Here is a 15,799-nt window from a genome sequence, read left to right as displayed (position 1 = left end):
TTTCTATATCTCATTGATTAATTCCTTCGTATTATTCCGGACATTTCCCACTGCAGTGGAAACCGGATAGGCTCTCATTTGATGCTGATCATAGGGTTTAAGAAGCTTTATTAACGAAGTTGCGTCCTGATTGCTCCGGCTTAGCCATTCAGGCTCATCCTCAGGCTTCAAAATAACTGGCATACGGTTATGGATTTCAGCCATAAGTTCATTAGGGGTAGTCGTTATAATCGTGCAGGTACTTAATTTATTACCTTCAGGGTCCATCCAAATATCATACAATCCGGCCATTGAAAAAATACCCCCATCGCGCATCACGATTCGCATGGGCTGTTTACTGCTGCCCTGTGCCTTCCATTCATAGAAACCATCAGAAGGGATGATGCAGCGGCGGGAGCTTACTAATCGCTTGAAAGAAGGCTTCTCAAGGAGTGACTCTGCCCGGGCATTGATCATTTTACTGCCGATTTTATCATCTTTGGCCCAAGAAGGAACCAGACCCCAGCGCAGTTCCCCAAGTTTATTGCTGGACCCTGTGTTAATGACTGCCGGAATTTGCTGCATGGGTGCTGCGTTATATGTTGGAGCATAGTGGATAATGGTAGAATCATTGGCAAAATATCTGACCATCAGCTCTTCCATGGTGACTGTTATTGTATATCGTCCGCACATTTTATACACTTCCCATTCGGTCGTTTTTGAGGCTAGATTTGTTTACAGCTTGTAATCAGCATGTTATGCTCGAAATATTTCTTAGCTTGAACGGCTGTTGAGGGTTGTATCTTATTATAAACGAAGCACAATGAATGAAGAAAGCGGTGCATATAGGTGATTTTGGTAAGCTCTTGTTTAGCTGGCATGAAGGTAAGATATAATGGTACGGATTGTTTGGATGAGAAAATTCAGAAGCTTTTGAATGAGAATCAGGCTATTGCTGTGTGTCCGGAATTATTAGGGGGATTCTCTACGCCTAGAGAGCCAGCTGAAATTGTCGGCGGGGATGGTGAGGATGTGCTTGCAGGAACGGCAAAAGTAGTGGACCGGTCGGGAACAGATGTAACAGAACTATATTTAAAAGGGGCCTATATTACGCTTGAAAAAGCTCAAGAGGTTTCAGCCACGATGGTAGTCCTCAAGGAAAACAGTCCTTCTTGCGGCAGCACCATGATTTATAACGGAGAGTTCAAAGGGAAGAAGATCGCTGGCAACGGCGTGACTGCGGCTTTACTTAGAAAAAACGGCATAGAAGTTACCTCTGAAGAGAATTGGCTGTCATTATCCTAGCCTATACAGGGAATTGATTACAATATTGTGTTCTTTAGTTTGTGGAAAACTAACTTCTCGCGCGGTATAATTTAATAGTTCTTAAAAACGAACTATTGTCCTATACCCTAGAAGTGGAGAAATGAATGATGAAAACCATCTATTTGGACCACGCCGCATCAACTCCGGTTCATCCCGAGGTGGCCAAGGTCATGCTGAATATAATGACAGAACAATATGGAAATGCGTCCAGTGTACATCAGTTCGGACGTTCAGCCAAGAAAATATTAAATGGGGCGCGCGATACTATCGCCGCCTTTTTAGGCTGCTCGCCGGAAGAGTGGGTGTTCACTGGCGGCGGAACCGAAAGCGACAATCTAGCCCTCTATGGAGCTGTCGCTGCTGTTGCCCAGAAAGGCAATCATATTATCACCTCTGCGATAGAGCATCATGCAGTGCTACATACCTGCGAAGAGCTGGAGAAGGAAGGCTTTAAGGTTACTTATCTTCCTGTGGATTCTACAGGCCGAGTATCCGTTGCAGACGTAGAAGCAGCGGTGCAGGAAGACACGGTGCTAATCAGTGTAATGTATGCCAATAATGAGGTAGGAACCGTTCAGCCGATTCAGGAAATTGGCCAGCTTGCCAGAGAGCGGGGAATTCTGTTCCATGTTGATGCTGTACAAGCTCTTGGTGCCTTACCGATCACACTGCGGGAGCTTCCGGTAGATTACATGAGCTTTACAGCTCACAAAATCAATGGACCTGGGGGGATCGGTGGCCTTTATGTGCGGAGTGGAGCACCGCTGCATCCAAGACTCCACGGTGGCCTTCAGGAGCGCGGCAGACGAGCCGGAACAGAAAATCTAGCAGGTACTGCTGGATTTGCCAAGGCTGTTGAGATAGCAGTTACAGGTCTATCAGAACGTCGACAAAAAGTGCAGCTCCTGCGCAATAGACTACTTGAAGAGCTGGATACGCTGATTGGACGGGAAAGTTATTCGATTAACGGCAATACCGATCATTTTTTGCCAAGTATACTGAATTTGAGCTTCCCGGGAGCTAGAACAGATGTTATGCTGATGAACCTGGATATGGACGGGATTGCGGCAGCAAGCGGTTCAGCCTGCACGTCAGGATCACTGGAAATATCCCATGTTCTGAGAGCAATGGAGCTTCCAAAAAATATTTTAGGGTCCGCGATTCGATTTAGCATGGGTTTGGGTAATACTACTGAAGAAATTGAGTACGTTGCTCGAAAAGTTGAAACCATTCTGAATCGGCTGCGTATCAGAGACTAGTTACTTCTAGGCTATGATAGGTATCCTGATCATTCGGGCTTTCACTTTTTGAGAACTCGTAATTACACTCAAAGTGAGGAGACCGAGCAGCCATGAAACTTCAAGATCTGATCGGCTTGGCTGTATATGAAGTTGAAGAGGGTAACGCAATCGGCAAAATTGTCGATATTTTGCTCGATTCAAACTGGAATATTACGGGTATTGAACTGGAAAGCAAATCTTTTTTTGGTGGCCATGTGAAATTTGTGGCATGGGAAGATATTGTGGCCTACGGCGAGGATGCTGTCATGATTCGTAGTAAAGAGTCGATTGATAAGATAGATGCCGATCATATACCTTGTACTTTTCTACTTGGAAAGAACAAACTTAAGGATTTAAAAGTGCTAACTACAACTGGAACTATACTCGGACGAATATCTGATGTTTATTTTGACCAAAAGTTGGGAAACACAATAGGAGCGCTGGAAATTAGTGACGGGCTTGTCACTGATTTGATCGAAGGCCGCAAATGGCTGCCTTGTTCTGACGAGATGTCCATTGGTGAGAATGCATTAATGGTTCCTGCGATGAGCGAAGAACGGCTACAAAAAGCCATTAATATTGTTAACGGATAGGTGGAATGTATTATATGAAGTGTCCAAACTGCAACTCCAAAGATATCGGAAAGATCGGTTCCCACCAGTTTTATTGCTGGGGCTGTTTCATCGAATTGACGGTAAATGGCGAAAAAATGTCGGTTTATCAAGTTGAAGAAGACGGCACACTAAGCTCACTGGACGACCTGTTCTCCGGGGATGATATGACTCAGGATTTCCCGCAAATTCATGCGTCGTCTTAACTATGAATCTTGCTTTGTAAGCAAGACTGCTCTATGTACTTAAGCGTCAATTTCCTTTCAGCTGAAATCAGTTGCAAGGTTGTTGACGCTTTTTTGTGTGTTTGATGGTTATTTTGCTGCGGCCATACATATACTTATTTACGAAGCTAGTCCAGGCTCTACCGCAGGAGGGTACTCTCATGGAACAATGGTCCCAAAGTAAATGGTTCCGCTGGATGATCGGAGTGCTGCTATCCCTGATCATTTTGTATTTTGTTTGGTTGCTTCGTCCGATGCTGCAGGGGATTTTTGTATTCTTAAAGGCAATCCTCGCTCCATTTCTGGCAGCTATGATTATTTCCTATGTGCTGAATCCCGTGGTTAGTATGCTGGCCGGACGGAAGATGCCGCGTAGCGTAGCTGTTCTACTTATATATGCAGTGTTTCTAACGGCGATTACCGTGATCGCCATCAACCTTATCCCGATGTTTATTGAGCAGCTTGAAGAGTTAAATGAACATCTGCCTGAGATCACACTGCAAGCCCAAGGCCTGATGAGCCATATGAATACAAGGCTAATACCACCTGGGGTTGAAATGGGGATGAACAACTGGTTTTTTCAACTGGAGAATCGTCTCGCCGAAGGGATTTCTCATTTTCTCGATAACATAGGGACAACGATTAACTTGCTGTTCAATGCTTTTATCGTGCCGTTTCTGGTGTTCTATATTCTGAAGGATTTTGACGTATTTGAACGGACGGTGGTCTCTTGTCTGCCTCGCGCACGCCGCAAGTCTATTGTTACTTTGTTAAAAGATATTGATGCCGCGCTCGGCAATTACATTCGTGGACAATTTCTGGTCTGCATCATTATAGGTGTGCTCGCCTATATCGGCTATGCTATCGTCGGAATGCCTTATGCCTTACTGTTCGCCAGTGTGGTGGCAGTATTTAATATTGTTCCGTATATGGGTCCTTTTCTAGGGGCTGCACCTGCTATTGTGATGGCTTCGACCGTCTCTTTTCGATTAGTTCTACTGGTTGCTGTGGTAAACACTTTATGCCAAATTGTGGAGAGCAATATTATTTCTCCACAGGTAGTAGGCAGGACGCTACATTTGCATCCGCTGCTTATTATCTTTGCATTGCTGGTAGGTGGTGAGCTGGCAGGGATGATTGGACTGATCCTTGCTGTACCGTTCTTTGCAGCTGCAAAAGTCGTTATTCAACACTTTATGGCGTTTTTAATCAAACGAAAGCCTGTATAAAGGGATAATCATTGACTATTGATAACAGTTTTGTATATAATGTTGGGGAATATTACTGATGACTCAGTATATAGTTGTTCGATGATGAGGAGTATTAATTCTATACCGTTATTGCAGAGAGCCGGCACTAAGGTGCGAGTCGGTTAACGGAACAGAGTGAACTCACCTCGGAGTAACGGTGCAAGTTTACAGGATATCCATAAGAGATAATGGATGTCATGAATGAACCGCCGTCGCCTCACCCCCGCTAAAGGGTGCAAAGTGAGTGGCAGAATAAAGTATATTCAGCCGCTAACTAGGGTGGTACCACGGGAATTATAACCTCTCGTCCCTAGCGATAATACGCTAGGGATGGGAGGTTTTTTTGTAAATATAAGAGAGTATACGTTTCACGCAATACTTCATGTCTTATATTTCCCGCATAAATGCTTACCGTCCTTATATGGACACCGAGGGCGAATATGCTTGGTTAAGAAATAAGAAATCTAAGAAGTAACACTCCAAGGAGGAGCAGACAATGAGCGACAACCAAACAAATAGCATACCCGCTACTGGTTACCGGGCGCAGGCTATTGAGCCGAAATGGCAAAAGTTCTGGGATGAGAACAAAAGCTTTAAGACAGGAGAAGATCCTGAAAAACCCAATTTTTATGCACTGGATATGTTTCCGTATCCTTCAGGTGCAGGACTGCACGTAGGTCATCCAGAGGGTTACACAGCGACGGATATCGTTTCTCGCTACAAACGGATGCGCGGTTTCAACGTATTGCATCCGATGGGCTGGGATGCTTTTGGACTTCCGGCTGAGCAGTATGCGATGGATACCGGCCAGCATCCACGTGATTTTACCGATAAGAACATCGATAATTTCCGTCGTCAGATCAAATCGCTGGGTTTCTCCTACGATTGGGACCGCGAGATCAGTACGACAGATCCGGATTATTATAAATGGACACAATGGATTTTTATCCAGTTGTATAACAAAGGCCTGGCTTATGTAGCAGAAGTACCTGTTAACTGGTGTGAGGCACTGGGTACGGTACTTGCCAACGAAGAGGTTATCGATGGTAAAAGTGAGCGCGGAGGTCACCCTGTCGTGCGCAAACCGATGCGTCAATGGATTCTGAGAATTACAGAGTACGCTGAGCGTTTGCTGGAGGATCTGGAAGAGCTGGATTGGTCCGAAAGCATCAAGGATATGCAGCGCAACTGGATCGGGAAATCAACAGGTGCAGAAGTGAACTTTAACATTGAAGGTCACGAAGCTAACCTGACCGTGTTTACTACACGTCCAGATACACTGTTCGGAGCAAGTTACTGCGTATTGGCACCAGAGCATGAGCTTGTTGATGTGATTACAACTGAAGCACAGCGTGCTGCTGTGGCAGAATATCGTGAAAAAGCTTCACGTAAGAGCGATCTGGAGCGTACGGATTTGGCGAAAGAGAAGAGCGGTGTCTTCACAGGCGCATATGCAATTAATCCTGTGAATGGTGCTAAGGCGCCAATCTGGATTGCAGATTATGTGCTTGCTGGTTACGGAACGGGAGCAATTATGGCAGTTCCGGGTCACGATACTCGCGACTGGGAATTTGCTAAACAATTCGGCCTGAATATCGTGGAAGTCGTTCAAGGCGGCAACGTTGAAGAAGAGGCTTATTCCGGAGATGGGCCGCATGTCAATTCTGATTTCCTGAATGGACTCAAGAATGAAGAAGCGATTGCGAAGATGATTGCTTGGTTGGAAGAGAAGGGCGTAGGTAAAGGCAAAGTAACTTATCGTCTGCGTGACTGGCTGTTCAGCCGTCAACGCTACTGGGGAGAGCCCATTCCAATTCTGCATTTGGAAGACGGCACAATGAAGACTGTTCCGGTTGATCAGCTGCCGCTGGTACTGCCAGATGTAGAGGCAATCAAACCTTCGGGTACAGGGGAATCTCCACTTGCGAATGTAACAGAGTGGGTGGAAACTATCGATCCTGAGACTGGCATGAAGGCTCGCCGCGAGACGAACACCATGCCGCAATGGGCGGGCAGCTGCTGGTATTACCTGCGTTATATTGATCCGAAAAATGATCAAGAGCTGTGCTCCCCTGAGAAACAAAAAGCATGGCTTCCAGTAGATCTGTATATTGGTGGAGCGGAACATGCCGTGCTTCACTTGCTCTATGCACGATTCTGGCACAAGGTGCTTTATGATCTCGGCGTAGTTGAAACAAAAGAACCTTTCCATAAGCTGGTTAACCAAGGTATGATTCTTGGAAATAATAATGAAAAAATGAGTAAATCACGCGGAAATGTCATCAACCCTGATGAGATTGTAGAAGCATTTGGTGCAGATACGCTGCGTGTGTATGAAATGTTTATGGGCCCTCTGGAAGCAACCAAACCTTGGAATGAAAAGGGTGTAGAAGGAGTTCACCGTTTCTTGTCCCGTGTATGGCGCCTGTTCGTGAGTGAAGATGGTAAGCTGAGCACCAAAATCACAGCAGACGGTGGCACTGACGAGTTCAAACGCACTTGGCACAAGACCATTAAGAAGGTCACTGATGATTTCGAGCATCTGCGTTTCAATACCTCAATTAGCCAATTGATGATTTTTATTAACGATGCTTATAAGCAAGAAACTTTGTCCCAAGAAGCTGCTGAACACTTCGTACAAATGTTGTCACCACTGGCGCCTCACATCGCTGAAGAGCTGTGGCAGCTGCTCGGTCACGAAGGAAGTATCAGCTACGTGGCTTGGCCAACGTATGATGAAGCATGGACGGTGGATGCTGAGGTTGAAATCGTTATTCAGGTAAATGGTAAAATCGTACAACGCGCATTGATCCCGCAGGATATGGGTCAAGAAGAGATGCAAGCTCATGCGTTGTCACTCCCGAATGTGAGTGCAGCAGTAGAAGGTAAAACCGTACGCAAGATCATTGCGGTTCCTGGCAAGCTTGTAAATATCGTAGTGGGTTAAGCGAAGAACGCAATATTGCCCGCAGCAACGGAGAATTCCGTGCTGCGGGTTTTATTGTTTTCTAACGGTCTACGGGACTTTGAATAATACCGTCATGCCCAAATAACGCATCCAGCTTGGTAACATCCTCATCGTATTTATCATGGGTAGTCATGATGAGACGTTCGAATACGCCCTCAAGGCTAATGCGAAGATGGTTCAGTGCCTCTGCGGTAATCCCACCACGGACAGCTACACGTTCTTGAAGCTCTTGCGGGGTGAATTCTCCTTCTGTTAGCAGCTTGCCTGTTCCAAGCAGCATTTCACCTGCAAGCCGGCTGATTAACGTCTCTTCAATCCCGGTAACTTCCACCGCAGCTTCAATCCAGCGTTCAATGAAATAGCTCAAGAACGCAGGTCCGCAGCTGGAGAAATCAGAAGCGATTCGGGTATGGGCCTCTTGAATTTCCAAAGGAACACCTATGAAAGACAACAGCTGCAGCAGCACGAGCCTGTCTTCTTTATTAAGCCTGCTGCCAAATATGCACAGTGATGTCCCACTTTTGACACAGTGTGTAATGCTGGGGATGATCTTGGCTATTTTGGACGGCAAAGCGGATTCCAGATGTTGCAATTGAACGGGACTTGTAATGGATACGACGATTTGATCGCTACGGAGATAAGGGCCGATCTCATCTGTTAAGGTTTTGAATTCCAGCGGTTTTACACATAAAAAAACAATGTCACTTCCAGTCGCTGTTTCACTATTGCTTCCGCATAAGTTTATGCCGGGATGACGATCTTCTAGCTCCAGCAGTTTATTCAGACTGCGGTTGCTGGCGAGTACATCGCACGGATTCAGGGCTCCGGAAGAAAGAAAGGCGTCAATCAGCAGGCTGCCCATGCTGCCTGTTCCGATAAATCCAACTTTCACCTGTGGTTCCTCCTTTCTAGCGTTGCTTATTTACTAACTGACATGAATGCTCTTCGTTATATGTATGCAGGATAGACTTGGACAGATGACAGGTTTTGTATGAATTATTAAAGGAGTTTCCAGCCGCAGGAATGTATGAAGATTCACAAAAAGGCATAAGAAGAATTTTTGTGAGGAGGAAAGTAATATGAATAAAGGAAGTATCGTACTCGGAGTGGCTGCTGCTGTAATAGGAAGTGGGCTTTTATGGGCGGCAGGGAGCAAGGGCGATTCCGGGATTGCCGGGTGGGAGACTTTGAATGTTGGTATGGAGCAAGCGGTTGGAATCGCTGAGTCTGGTGCCGCTCCAGCTGCTGGGGGCAGTGAGGGAGGTCATCAGACGAAGGGAAATAAGCTACATTTAGAGAAAGATGCAGGGCAGGCTGAAGCTGCTGGGAATGCTGAAGAAGGTGAGAAGGTTAAGGAGGCTGCGCAAGCAGAACAAGCTGACCAAACTTCGGCAGCTGAAAAAGCTTCGACAGCAGTTGCGGGGGAGAGAGCAGAAGGAGCGGGCCAAACGCCAATGGCAGAAGGCCAAACACCAGCAGGGGCAGAAGTTCAAATGCCAAACATTGCAGGGAAGCAAACGCCGGCAGGGGATAAAGTTGTTGCGGCTAAGGAGACAACTGAGCTTTCCATATCAGCAGCTTCACAGGAAGGTAAAGTAAATGTGAATACTGCGGGTGTTAAGGAGCTGATGGATCTTCCGGGCATCGGAGAAAAGAAGGCTCAGGCAATTATGGATTACCGCAACCGTGCAGGGACCTTTCGCAGCCTGTCTGATCTGGGGAAGGTAAAGGGGATAGGACCTAAAATGCTGGAGAAGTTAAAAGCTTTAGTAATATTTTGAAGATAAATAAGAAATGAAGATCGTTGGAAGTGCCACAACCGTTGTCCTAGTGAAAACTTGCGGGGATGTGCTACAATAGTTAACAACTATTTAGAAGGATATGGAGATTGATTATGACTACTGCCTATCGTAAAGACTGGGATACTTATTTCATGGACATTGCCTGTATGGTCTCAACACGTTCACGCTGCTCACGACGACATGTAGGTGCTGTACTGGTGCAAGGCAAGAAGCTGCTTGGTACCGCGTACAACGGGGCGCCAATGGGCGTACCTGATTGCTCAGAGGCAGGTTGTATGCTCTCGGAGCAATATGAGATGGAGATCGTGGATGGCGTAGAGACTATGGTGAAGAAACAGCGCTGCATTCGCACGATTCATGCCGAACAGAATCTTTTGCTATTCACAGACCGGATTGACCGGGAAGGCAGTACCGTCTACGTGACGGATGAGCCTTGCTGGACCTGTGCAAATATGCTGGCTAATAGCGGTATTGTGGAGATTGTGTATTATCGTCCTTACCGTAAGGATATGGAAAAGGTAGAAGCAATGATGGCTGCCAAAGGCATCGTATTTCGCCAATTGGAGAACTATGAGCCGCCAAGTGAAACGATGATTAAAGTAGCGGAGTAGCTGTATTGTACAACCCTAATTGAATAAGATGGCTTGAGGAAGAACCTCTCGTGCGCTTTTATGGCGTATGCAGAGGTTCTTTTTTTTTGTTAAATCTTGCGAAAGGAGGAGAGTGGAGGCATGAAGGAGAGACCCTTATTAAGTTTTACAGTGTGCTGGATTGCTGGAAGCGCAGCAGCGTGTTTAGGTTCAGGGTTTAGAACGTGGTTGGCGTGGGCTGGTTTATTAATTTTACTGGTGAGTATGAGGGTTTGGGTGAACATGAGATGGAAACAGCTGGCGATATTTTGTTTGGCGATTAGTTTATCCGCTGGATATTGGGAATGGAATGAAGGCCGCAATTTAAGTCACCTGCCTGAAGCGCTAGGGAGATTATTGTCGGAGTTGAATGAGACTGCCGTGGAGGCTAAGGGGACGATAGTTTCCGTTGTGGAACGGGACGGGGACCGGGTTGATTTCACGATGAAGCTCTCAGAGTTATCGTTGATTACTGAGGAAGATGCCGCTTCACCTGATCCGCGGGACGAACAAGATAAAAGAGTGCATGGGGAGTTAATTATGGTGCAGATCAAACTACTTGCCGAGCAAGAAATCGCTATTGCTGCGGAGTGGCGCAGAGGGGATCAGGTGTCGCTAAACGGTGTACTTGAAGAGCCAGCAACAGCGCGGAATTACGGAGGGTTTGATTATAGGGCCTATTTGCATACGCAGAAGATTCACTGGATTCTAAAGAGTCAAGGTGCAGAAAATGTACAAGCAACTGCTCCAGATTCATGGAATCCGTTAATGATCTTACGCTGGAATGATAAAGCGCGGGCAATTCTTGGAGCGGAGACGGATCGGCTGTTTCAAGCGCGCCACTCTGGATATATGAAGGGTTTGGTGATTGGGATGCAGGATGATCTCGATCCGGATACCTTTAAGCAGTTCTCACAACTTGGTTTGACACATATCCTCGCCATTTCAGGTATGCATGTTGCGGTGTATGTTGGTGTTCTTTTATTTATATTCAGGCGCTTACGGATGACAAAAGAAACCACGCTAACAGTCACCTTAGTGCTCGTTCCTGTATACGTCCTGTTGACAGGTGCGGGTCCGTCTATCGTGCGTGCGGGATTAATGAGTATGATTGCATTGCTCGCTGCACGAGTTGGCATGCTGAAGGATGGACTGAATATTTTGGCTGCAGCGGCACTGGTTATGCTGATTTGGAATCCTTACATGCTGCTCAGTGTCAGTTTCCAGTTGTCGTTTCTGGTGACCTTAGGATTAATGGTCTACGTTCCGCTTATGGACCCTCTGCTGAGCGCACTGCCACGCTGGCTTAAAAGCGCCGTCTCTGTGACTCTAGTTGCCCAGTTGGTCTCATTTCCATTGACGATTTATTATTTTAATCAATTTTCTCTGCTGTCTTTAGTGGCTAATCTGGTTTTTGTGCCCTTTATTACTTTTATCGTATTGCCGTTAGGAACGCTTGCGCTACTGCTTGGACGATTGTGGGGAGATGCCGCGATTTTTTTTGCACATATTACGGAGCTGCTGAATAACGTTACTTTTTATGCGGTTGAATGGATTAATGGTTTTGCTGGTGGAGTTCTGATTTGGCGCTCGCCTTCACTGCTGTGGATCGGAGTGTATTATGTCTTATTGTATGGGCTGTTGTATGCTGCCAAGCTAAGAGTAGAAGCCCGCGCAACACCTCAGTATATGGAGGATGAGACGAGGCCGTTAGCTGAGATTGGTTTATCTGTGAACAAGCACGGCGGGTTTGGGGGAACGGGGAGCGCACAGTATTTTTTGGATGAACCTAAGATTGTACGTTGGAGCGGAGCGATTGTTCTACTATCTGCGGTTGGACTGGGCCTAATGCTGTACAAGGGTTATCAGTCAGAACGTCAGGCGGGTAAAGGGACGATTAGTTACCTGGATATCGGGCAAGGCGACAGTATCCTCATCACTACACCAAAAGGAGCTCATATTCTTGTAGATGGTGGAGGAACGTTAAATTTTGGGCAAAAAGAAGAATGGCGCATTCGCCGCAGCCCGTTCGAGGTAGGGGCTAAAGTGTTGGTGCCTTTGCTTAAAAAACGTGGGATCCACCGTCTGGACGCGATTATTTTGACTCATGGGGATCAGGATCATGCCGGGGGACTCCAAGCCGTTATGGAGGCAATTCCGGTTTCGGCACTGCTTTTTAATGGCACACTCGCTGACCGTGAATCTTATATGGAGATGATGCGGACTGCGCTGGAGAACAATGTTCAACTGTATGCCGTACATCAGGGAATGAGGCTTTCCCCGGATGATAAGACGGAGCTGTCCTTTTTATGGCCGGAAGAACAAGATAGAGAGGGAGCAGCGTCAGGTTCTTCTATGCTGAATAGCATCCCACTGTTGGAGGATCAGAACCACGATTCTGTAGTTTTTCGTCTAGAGATGAACGGAAGAAATTTTCTATTTACCGGAGATATGGATCTGGAAGCCGAGGAGGAGATTGTGCAGCAAGCCCTGCAAAAGGGCATTAACGCAGGACCTGCCATTGACGTTTTGAAAGTAGCTCACCATGGGAGCAAAACTTCAACAGGCGAGTTTTGGCTGCAGTTTTGGCACCCAGCCGCTGCGGTGATTTCTGCAGGAGTAAATAATCTATATGGTCATCCGAAAGCTGAGGTATTGGAACGTTTGAAAGCTAATCAAGCTGCTATTTATAGAACGGATCAGCAGGGAGAGATCCAGATGCGTGTGCGGGCCGACGGGATTATTGTGCGTCATAAGTTGGCGGAGGGAGCGGATTAGGGAGGTAGTTGAGTAATGTGATTGAGCGCTGGGTGGTGTATGTTAATTTTCGCAGACTCTATAAAGTCCCTTTAAAGCTCCTTTAAGGCCCCTTTAAAGCTCCTTTCGTGGTCTTTTACACCACTATAAAACTAAAACCTTGTTTAGTTGCACTTTGTGCAATAGATCGCAATTTAAAGTAGCTGGTTCTTCATTTAGTTGCACTTTGTACACTTAAAATCTGGAAAAACGCCTATTTTTCTAAATTTGAGCAGAAATAGTTGCATGAAGTGCAACTAAATCACTTTATGAGCTGGAAAGATCTTTTTTAGTTGCACAAAGTGCAACTAAACGCTCCATATGAACATATCAAAGCACCTCAGTTACATATTATCGTTGTAGCGATACTAACTTTCACATAAGTTCCTGTTACTTGCTGATGATCCCAGTCCATTTGTTCTAGCACCAGCTGCTCTAATAATGTAACTGTTGTCCTGTCTAGCACCTACTGCTCTAACGCAGTAACTCCTTTCCCTATCTAGTGGCTGGTGCTCTAATGCAGTAATTGCTGTCTCTCTCTAGTATCTGTTGTCCTCACTAGCACCAGCTGCTCTAATCCAGTAGCTCTAGGAACCGCCGTCCTCCTCCAGTAATTATTACGCATGCACAATCTATGTAAACGCTTTATAATAGAGATGAAAGATTCTGGTAAACTCTATGCTTACTTAAACTATGTTGCAAAGTGCGGTGGTGAGAAGCTTGTGTCCTCCGTGTTTTGTAGCGAATTAGGAGATGAAGCGATAGTGAATACATATGCAGAATTTAGAGTCACAGCGGAAAGTGTATATGATGTTCAAGTGGAACGCAGTAATCCAATTGGATATGCTTGGCGGATGATCGCCAGGGATCATGAGCAGGTGTTCGGAAAAGCTCCGGTACAAGGAGCAGCAGCTACTGTAATTATTCGTTATGCGACAGAGGATGATGGCTGCCCGGAATGGGCGGAGGGTTTTTGTTTGCGTTTTACAGGTAGTGAAGAGGATCGGATCTTGCATATTATCGGCCGCGATGAATTGGGCATTATTTATGGGATGCTTCATTATAGCCGCCACGTGCTTGGTGTCGATCCCTTCTGGTTCTGGGCGGAGCTTCCTCCTGTTAAGAAAGATGCGATCAATTTACCTATTTCTGATTACAACAGCATTCAGCCAAAGGTGCGTTACCGAGGTTGGTTCGTGAATGATGAAGTGTGTCTTATCGGCTGGAAGGAGGATTATCCTCCGACGGCGGAGGTATGGAAGCCTGTTTTTGAAGCGCTGCTGCGCTGTGGTGGAAATATGGTAATCCCCGGGACGGATTTGCCGAGAAACGGAATTCATCATCAGCTTGCGGTGGATATGGGACTGTGGATCACACATCATCATGCGGAGCCGCTTGGCGCGCAAATGTTCCTGCGTGCTTTTCCGGGCAAGCAGGCTAGCTATAAAGAATATCCAGAATTGTTTGAACAGCTGTGGAGAGAAGCCATCGAGCGGCAAAAAGATGAAAAAACACTCTGGGTGCTTTCCTTCCGCGGACAGGGTGATAAACCTTTTTGGGAGAATGATCCCTCTTTTGATACTCCGGAGAAACGGGGCGATTTGATCTCATTTGTAGTTCGCAAGCAATACGATATGATCTGTGAATATGTGGACCAGCCTGTGTGCTGTATGGCGATGTACGGAGAAATTGCAGAGCTGTATAAACAAGGAAAGATCGAAGTGCCAGAAGGTGTTATTAAAATATGGGCGGATAACGGATACGGTAAAATGGTGTCGCGACGACATGGCCATCTAAATCTGCGCGTGCCTGCTCTACCCGAGGCAGGAGATCAAGGCAAAAACGGGGTATATTACCACGTCACCTTCCACGACTTGCAGGCCTCCAATCATCTAACACAATTCCCAACGGATCCGTCCTTTATAGTGGAGGAATTACAGGGGGCATTTGCGGCAGGGGCTAGTGAATATCTGCTAGTGAATTCAGGGAATATTTTGCCTCATCTCTATACATTAGATCTGACAGCAAAGTTGTGGATGGATGGAACAGCAGATGCTGATGAACAGCTTCAGACCTTCGTTAACCGTTTCTACACAGCGCAGCAGGGGCGAATTGCACAATTGTACAAAAGCTACTTCAAAAACACCATAGTATATGGTCCTAATGCTGACGACCGCGCAGGCGATGAATTCTATCATCATCCGGCAAGGCAGATTATAGGGCATTGGCTGCAAAATAAGACGGAGAGCGATGAGCGACTGCGCTGGGCCGCAGGGGATGTTCCTTTTGTAGAGCAGGTTCGATGGTTCAGGGATCGAGCTGAGCGAGTTGTACTAGTTTGGTATCTGCTGCGAAAGCAGTGCCAAGAGGTGATGGAACTTTTACCCGAAAAAGAGAGAAACAGGCTGCATGTTCAACTGCTAGTTCAAATTGAGCTGCATTGGAGCGGGTGCAGCGGGTTATCCTCTCTTTGCCAGGCGTATATGTGTTACCAAGAAGAGCGATTTCCAGAGGCGTTTATCGAAGCTTCTCATGCGGTTTGGGATTATAAGGAGGGCCAGCAGGCTCTTTTACGGGCAGAGATCGGCCAGTGGAAGCATTTTTATCGGGCTGATTGGTTGACCAATATTGCCAACACTATAGATCATGTAGAAACGGCCCGTAAATTTTTGCGGATTCAGGGGGATAGTCCGGATATGTTTCTATGGTATAAGGAATATTTGATGCCCGAGACCGAAAAGCATATCTATCTGGAAAATACGCATCGTAATCCGTTACCGGACGATGAGCTTGCACGGCGGCTGGAGGAGAAATTCAGCTCTCTTTAAAAAATATCCACACACCACTAGTGAACGCTTAAACGTTCATCGGTGGTGTTTTTTTATGAATGACCTATTTTTTATTTTAGAGGGAACTTTTTCAAGTTTGGAAAGT

12 protein-coding genes are annotated in these 15,799 nt (G+C 46.2%); 10 read left to right on the top strand and 2 right to left on the bottom strand.

The features are described from left to right. Nucleotides 1–3: 3 nt before the first annotated feature. Nucleotides 4–672, bottom strand: a complete 669-nt coding sequence (locus tag NSQ55_RS23570) for an SOS response-associated peptidase (RefSeq protein ID WP_076129680.1) — start codon at nt 670–672, stop codon at nt 4–6. 156 nt (nt 673–828) lie between these two features. Here NSQ55_RS23570 and NSQ55_RS23565 point away from each other — a divergent pair, with 156 nt between their 5' ends. The 6 genes from NSQ55_RS23565 to leuS all read left to right on the top strand — a co-directional run bounded on the left by NSQ55_RS23565 (nt 829) and on the right by leuS (nt 7,617). After that, entirely contained in the window at nt 829–1,284 is a 456-nt protein-coding gene (locus tag NSQ55_RS23565) for a DUF523 domain-containing protein (RefSeq protein ID WP_076129681.1), read from the top strand. 128 nt (nt 1,285–1,412) lie between these two features. Beyond that, nucleotides 1,413–2,564 (top strand): cysteine desulfurase family protein, encoded by a 1,152-nt coding sequence (locus tag NSQ55_RS23560; protein ID WP_339174587.1) that lies wholly within the window; start codon nt 1,413–1,415, stop codon nt 2,562–2,564. Between the two features lie 92 nt (nt 2,565–2,656). Further along, nucleotides 2,657–3,178 carry a PRC-barrel domain-containing protein gene (locus tag NSQ55_RS23555; protein WP_036677560.1) on the top strand — a complete coding sequence of 174 codons (522 nt, stop codon included), beginning with the start codon at nt 2,657–2,659 and terminating at the stop codon, nt 3,176–3,178. Nucleotides 3,179–3,192: 14 nt separating this feature from the next. Continuing rightward, nucleotides 3,193–3,402 carry a hypothetical protein gene (locus tag NSQ55_RS23550; RefSeq protein WP_036677557.1) on the top strand — a complete coding sequence of 70 codons (210 nt, stop codon included), beginning with the start codon at nt 3,193–3,195 and terminating at the stop codon, nt 3,400–3,402. A 179-nt stretch (nt 3,403–3,581) separates the two neighbouring features. Continuing rightward, nucleotides 3,582–4,649: an AI-2E family transporter gene (locus NSQ55_RS23545; RefSeq protein WP_036677553.1), complete on the top strand. Its 1,068-nt coding sequence runs from the start codon at nt 3,582–3,584 to the stop codon at nt 4,647–4,649. A gap of 517 nt (nt 4,650–5,166) precedes the next feature. Beyond that, entirely contained in the window at nt 5,167–7,617 is a 2,451-nt protein-coding gene (gene leuS, locus NSQ55_RS23540; RefSeq protein WP_076129683.1) for a leucine--tRNA ligase, read from the top strand. 61 nt (nt 7,618–7,678) lie between these two features. Here the strand turns inward: leuS and comER are convergent, their stop codons facing one another. Further along, nucleotides 7,679–8,530, bottom strand: coding sequence for a late competence protein ComER (comER, locus tag NSQ55_RS23535; RefSeq protein WP_036677548.1), 852 nt, complete (start codon nt 8,528–8,530; stop codon nt 7,679–7,681). A 187-nt stretch (nt 8,531–8,717) separates the two neighbouring features. On the opposite strand from comER, the gene NSQ55_RS23530 reads away from it, so the two are divergent. The 4 genes from NSQ55_RS23530 to NSQ55_RS23515 all read left to right on the top strand — a co-directional run bounded on the left by NSQ55_RS23530 (nt 8,718) and on the right by NSQ55_RS23515 (nt 15,693). Continuing rightward, nucleotides 8,718–9,419 (top strand): ComEA family DNA-binding protein, encoded by a 702-nt coding sequence (locus NSQ55_RS23530; protein WP_339169382.1) that lies wholly within the window; start codon nt 8,718–8,720, stop codon nt 9,417–9,419. 113 nt (nt 9,420–9,532) lie between these two features. After that, nucleotides 9,533–10,051, top strand: coding sequence for a dCMP deaminase family protein (locus tag NSQ55_RS23525; RefSeq protein ID WP_076137388.1), 519 nt, complete (start codon nt 9,533–9,535; stop codon nt 10,049–10,051). A gap of 120 nt (nt 10,052–10,171) precedes the next feature. Continuing rightward, entirely contained in the window at nt 10,172–12,847 is a 2,676-nt protein-coding gene (locus tag NSQ55_RS23520; protein ID WP_339169380.1) for a ComEC/Rec2 family competence protein, read from the top strand. A gap of 782 nt (nt 12,848–13,629) precedes the next feature. Next, nucleotides 13,630–15,693, top strand: a complete 2,064-nt coding sequence (locus tag NSQ55_RS23515) for a glycosyl hydrolase 115 family protein (RefSeq protein WP_339169378.1) — start codon at nt 13,630–13,632, stop codon at nt 15,691–15,693. Nucleotides 15,694–15,799: the final 106 nt, after the last annotated feature.

This window comes from Paenibacillus sp. FSL H7-0943, from assembly GCF_037963265.1.
GTDB lineage: Bacteria > Bacillota > Bacilli > Paenibacillales > Paenibacillaceae > Paenibacillus_AQ > Paenibacillus_AQ odorifer.
This window is presented reverse-complemented; position numbering and strand designations above follow the sequence as displayed.